Raw genomic sequence first — 3986 nt, forward strand, 5'->3', positions numbered from 1 at the left:
TCTCGCTCACCGACGACCTCGACGCGAACGAAGTGCGCGCCACCTACCGCGAAGGCGTGCTGCACGTGAGCATCCAGCGCCAGCAGGCCGCCCAGCCGCGGCGCATCCAGGTCAACTGACGAGGAGAACCCATGGCCAATAATGACGCGCGCGTCGCGAGGGAAGCGCAGGCCGCCGAGCAGCCGGCACTCCTGCCGCCGGTCGACGTGATCGAGCATACCGAAGGCATCACGCTCTACGCCGACCTGCCCGGCGTGCCGAAGGAGCGCCTCGACGTGCACATCGACGGTGAAGTGCTGGTGATCGATGGCGAGATGGGCCTCGAGATGCCGAAGGAGATGGAGGCGACGCATGTGGAAGTGAGCCTGCCGCGCTACCGGCGGGTGTTCACGCTCTCGCGCGAGCTCGATCCGCTGCGCATGAGCGCGGAGCTGAAGAACGGCGTGCTCAAGGTGCGCATCCACAAGGCCGAGCACGCGAGGCCGCGGCGCATCCAGGTGAGCGGCTAGCGTTCAGCCAGGCAGCGACCGCCGGCCTATACTCGCCGGCGGATGAAGCTGCGCATCGCCGAGAACTTCCGCGCCGTCTTCTACGCGCCGTTTTACGCCATCCGCGCGCTCGGGCTCGCCGCGCGAGAGGGCCTCGAGGTCGAGTGGCTCGTCTCCGGCGCGCCGGGGAGCACCATCGGCGAGGTGAAGCGCGGCGGCATCGACGCGCAATGGGGCGGGCCGATGCGCGTGCTGAAGGACCACGACTCGTCGCCGGAGGACGGCGCGCGGCTCGTGTGCTTCGGCGAGGTGGTCGGGCGCGATCCGTTCTATCTCGTCGGCAAAAGGAACCAGCCGGCCTTCGGCGCGGGCTTCAACCTGCAGCACCTGGGGGCGCTTCGCCTCGGCGTCGTCTCCGAGGTGCCGACGCCCTGGTACTGCCTGCGCGCGGACCTCGAGGAGGCCGGCGTCAATACCGCGGCGATGCGAAGCCGCGGCCGCCTGGTCGACAACCTCACCATGGCCGAGCAGCTCGAGGCGCTCGCCGCCGGGAAGCTGGATGTGGTGCAGCTCTTCGAGCCTTATGCGAGCCAAGCGCTCGCCGCTGGCAACGCGATTCTCTACGCTGCCAGCTCGCGCGGGCCGACCGCCTACACCGCCTTCATCACCTCGCGCGATAGCGCCGCCAAGCGGCGCGACGAATTCGCCGCACTCGAGCGCGCCACGCAGGTGATGCTCGACTGGCTCGCAGCCGAAGGCCCCGCCCGGCTCGCGCGCGTCACGGCGTCTTTCTTCCCCGATGTGCCGCAGGAGCTGCTCGGTCCCGCCTTCGAGCGCTATCACCGCGCCGGCCTCTGGTCGCGCACCACCACGGTCTCCGAGCCGGGCTTCGAGCGCCTCGCCCACAGCCTCCAGGCCGGGGGCTTCATCGCGCGCCGCGCCGCGTATGCCGAATGCGTCTGCGATTTCCAGAGGAGTGCATGAAGCGCGCCGTTTCCAGCCGGCGGCCCGCATCACATAGATTCGGCGCCGCGCCCGACGGCTACACGCTCTTCTCATCGGCCACGGTAGGAGCGTCCTACGGCTTCTACTGCGAAAACCGGTTTCATCTCAATCGCAACGCTTCATCGCGACGACGTAGACCCTTGCAGGCCGATTGCTCTCGTTGCGAATATCGTGCGGCGTGAGTCCTGGTAACCAAAACGCCTTACCCGCTTGAAGAAACTCGCGTCCATTCGGGCTCGAGAGAACCACCTCGCCTTCGGTAACTAAGCCGACTTCGCCTGGAAGTATGGAGTGTTGACCGGATCCGTCGCCGGGGACGAGCGTCAAGAGCTCGATATAAACTGCTGGCGTATTGAGTATCGCCATGGAACGCGGCGCTTGAGCAGTGACCAGCGAGGTCCACAAACCAACTGCGATCCCAGCTGCAAAAAACAGTACCGGTTTCATTTGCTCCGTCTCCGTAACGAACGCCATATTCGATCCTCATTCGACAATCGGCTGAGCGATGATCCACAGACTCACCATCGTATACGCGACCATCAGCACGACCATTGGAATTTGGCTACGCATTGCCGCGCGAGGATCAGCAATCTTGCGAAGCGCGATGATATGCGCCAGTGATACCGCGATCACGTGGCCTACTACGATAGCGAACAATGACGTATACCATGTGAAGCGTGCGCCAACGATGCCGATATTCGGTCGAAAGTGCGCGCTGCCGAAGATGTTCCACCCGAATCCGAATGGATCCGAAGCTAGCCGGATCAGCAACTGCCCTTGAATCAGGAAATAACTCAAGTAATGGGCGATGAGATATGCGATCGCGATCGGAACAAGCGTCAAAACGAAGGCGCGGCTTGCCGCATCCACCGTGATAGACCCTTGAGAGGCGTTCGCAACCAGTGTCGCGACCGCGCGATAGACCGCAACGAAAATCGCACAAAAGAAAAGAAGGCCGAGGGTATTGATGAAGGCCAGCCGGTAGTTTCCGAGCGCGGACAGCCCTTCGTACAAAGTGTTCTCGATGCGCTGCCACAACGGAGTTGCCATCAAGCCGTCAAACGTTACGGTCGACAGCATGACCAGGACGAACACGACAAGTGACGGGGTGACATTCTCGCTATCCAGCAGTCCAGTTCCTGGCGCCCGTAAGATCCATCTCCGCGAGGATTCCGGCGCTTCATAGCCTTGTTCCCGCTCGCTGATCGTCACGCCGCCGTTTGCCGCGGATACCTCGCGAGGTTGCCGTTCAACGCGCATTTCGGTCGGCGCGAACCTCGCAAGCACGCTGAACGCAAGCGCGAACGGATCGCCATACCGTAGCCAAGTATTGCGTCCGAACAAATACATTCCGATCCAAGTGAGGACAGAAAATCCGATGGTCAGCCGTGCGAGCTGCAATGGAATGGACCGACCGTCCCAGACCAACTCGACCCAAGCGAAGACGATAAACAGTGCGGTCGCCGGCCAGACACCCAGGTGTCTTGGCCAACCAATCCCCGCCCCTCGCCAGGCCGACTGGATTGGCATGGCTTGCTCGTACCACTCGAATAGCGCGGCCCACGGATTGATGACGCACCATACGTTACCGATGAAAGCCGACAGGTAAGAAACCCCGACCCACCATGCGATCCAGATTGCGGTCGGAGCAAGATTTCGAGTGGGCGTCTGGTCGCCGATGATTCCGGCGACGACGATCAGGATCAGCGCTCCAACCGCGAGAAGCCGCGCAACGAAGCGAATCGTCTGACCGGTAACGACTCGGCCCATCTGCCAGCGCAGGAGATTCAGCTGCACAGGGGCTTGCGTGCGCGGATTCAACCGCACGGCGATCGCAACTAAGACAAATGACAGCAAAACGGTCGAGGCTGCTCCAATGATCCAGAGCATCAAGGGAAGCGGAAGGTCGTAACGCAGACCGAAGCCGTGCGCAGATGCGGGCGGGGAAACGACCATCAAGATCGATATCAGCCACGCGCCGGATCGCCGCCACAGGCGTCGATCCGCTACCCGTGTCATCAAGCTTTGGATCTGCCTACCGTGGCCGAACTTCGACGTACGCAAGGGGTCGTGGTCTCCGGAGTTGGTCGGAATGGACCTCGATCGGAAAACGCCCCGTTGCAGTTGCGGTGAAGCGTAACGAGGTCACAACGTTCGGCACGACGTCGCTTTCGATGTCGTAGCCGTGAAGATGGACGTGCAGCGGTTTGTCAGAGGTCAAACGGATTACCACTTGATCGTTCTGCAGAACTGACAGAACTCGAGGCTTCGCGGGGGACTCTGCGTTATGAATTGCGAGTTCGAGAACGCGATCTTCCGCAAGAACCTCTCCGATTACCGTTGCAAGTAATACGGCGGTCAGGAAAGCGATGAGATGTGTCACCGGCCGCGAATCGCCCGAATCTTTGCGCTCACCTGGACCACGCTGTGCTCGAGCGTTGGAATGTCCTTGGCAGGGAGATACATAGTCGTAGGCAGTTCCCACAATTGCTT

At 62.0% G+C, this 3986-nt stretch carries 5 protein-coding genes; 3 read left to right on the forward strand and 2 right to left on the reverse strand.

Annotated elements, in window-relative coordinates; all coding sequences use genetic code 11:
* From VFB05_RS32215 to VFB05_RS22260, 3 genes are all read left to right on the forward strand, one after another.
* A partial coding sequence (locus VFB05_RS32215; RefSeq protein WP_414643238.1) for an Hsp20 family protein occupies nt 1-119 on the forward strand: 119 nt, incomplete at its 5' end.
* A gap of 12 nt (nt 120-131) precedes the next feature.
* Nucleotides 132-509 carry an Hsp20/alpha crystallin family protein gene (locus VFB05_RS22255; RefSeq protein ID WP_325016240.1) on the forward strand — a complete coding sequence of 126 codons (378 nt, stop codon included), beginning with the start codon at nt 132-134 and terminating at the stop codon, nt 507-509.
* 42 nt (nt 510-551) lie between these two features.
* Nucleotides 552-1472 carry an ABC transporter substrate-binding protein gene (locus VFB05_RS22260; RefSeq protein ID WP_325016242.1) on the forward strand — a complete coding sequence of 307 codons (921 nt, stop codon included), beginning with the start codon at nt 552-554 and terminating at the stop codon, nt 1470-1472.
* A 126-nt stretch (nt 1473-1598) separates the two neighbouring features.
* On the opposite strand, the gene VFB05_RS22265 is transcribed toward VFB05_RS22260, so the two are convergent.
* Nucleotides 1599-1940 carry a cupin domain-containing protein gene (locus VFB05_RS22265; RefSeq protein ID WP_325016244.1) on the reverse strand — a complete coding sequence of 114 codons (342 nt, stop codon included), beginning with the start codon at nt 1938-1940 and terminating at the stop codon, nt 1599-1601.
* Between the two features lie 36 nt (nt 1941-1976).
* A complete protein-coding gene (locus tag VFB05_RS22270) occupies nt 1977-3452 on the reverse strand; it encodes a hypothetical protein (protein ID WP_325016245.1) in 1476 nt (491 codons plus the stop codon).
* Nucleotides 3453-3986 lie beyond the last annotated feature (534 nt).

It is taken from the genome of Bradyrhizobium sp., assembly GCF_035652035.1.
Classification (GTDB): Bacteria; Pseudomonadota; Alphaproteobacteria; order Rhizobiales; family Xanthobacteraceae; genus Bradyrhizobium.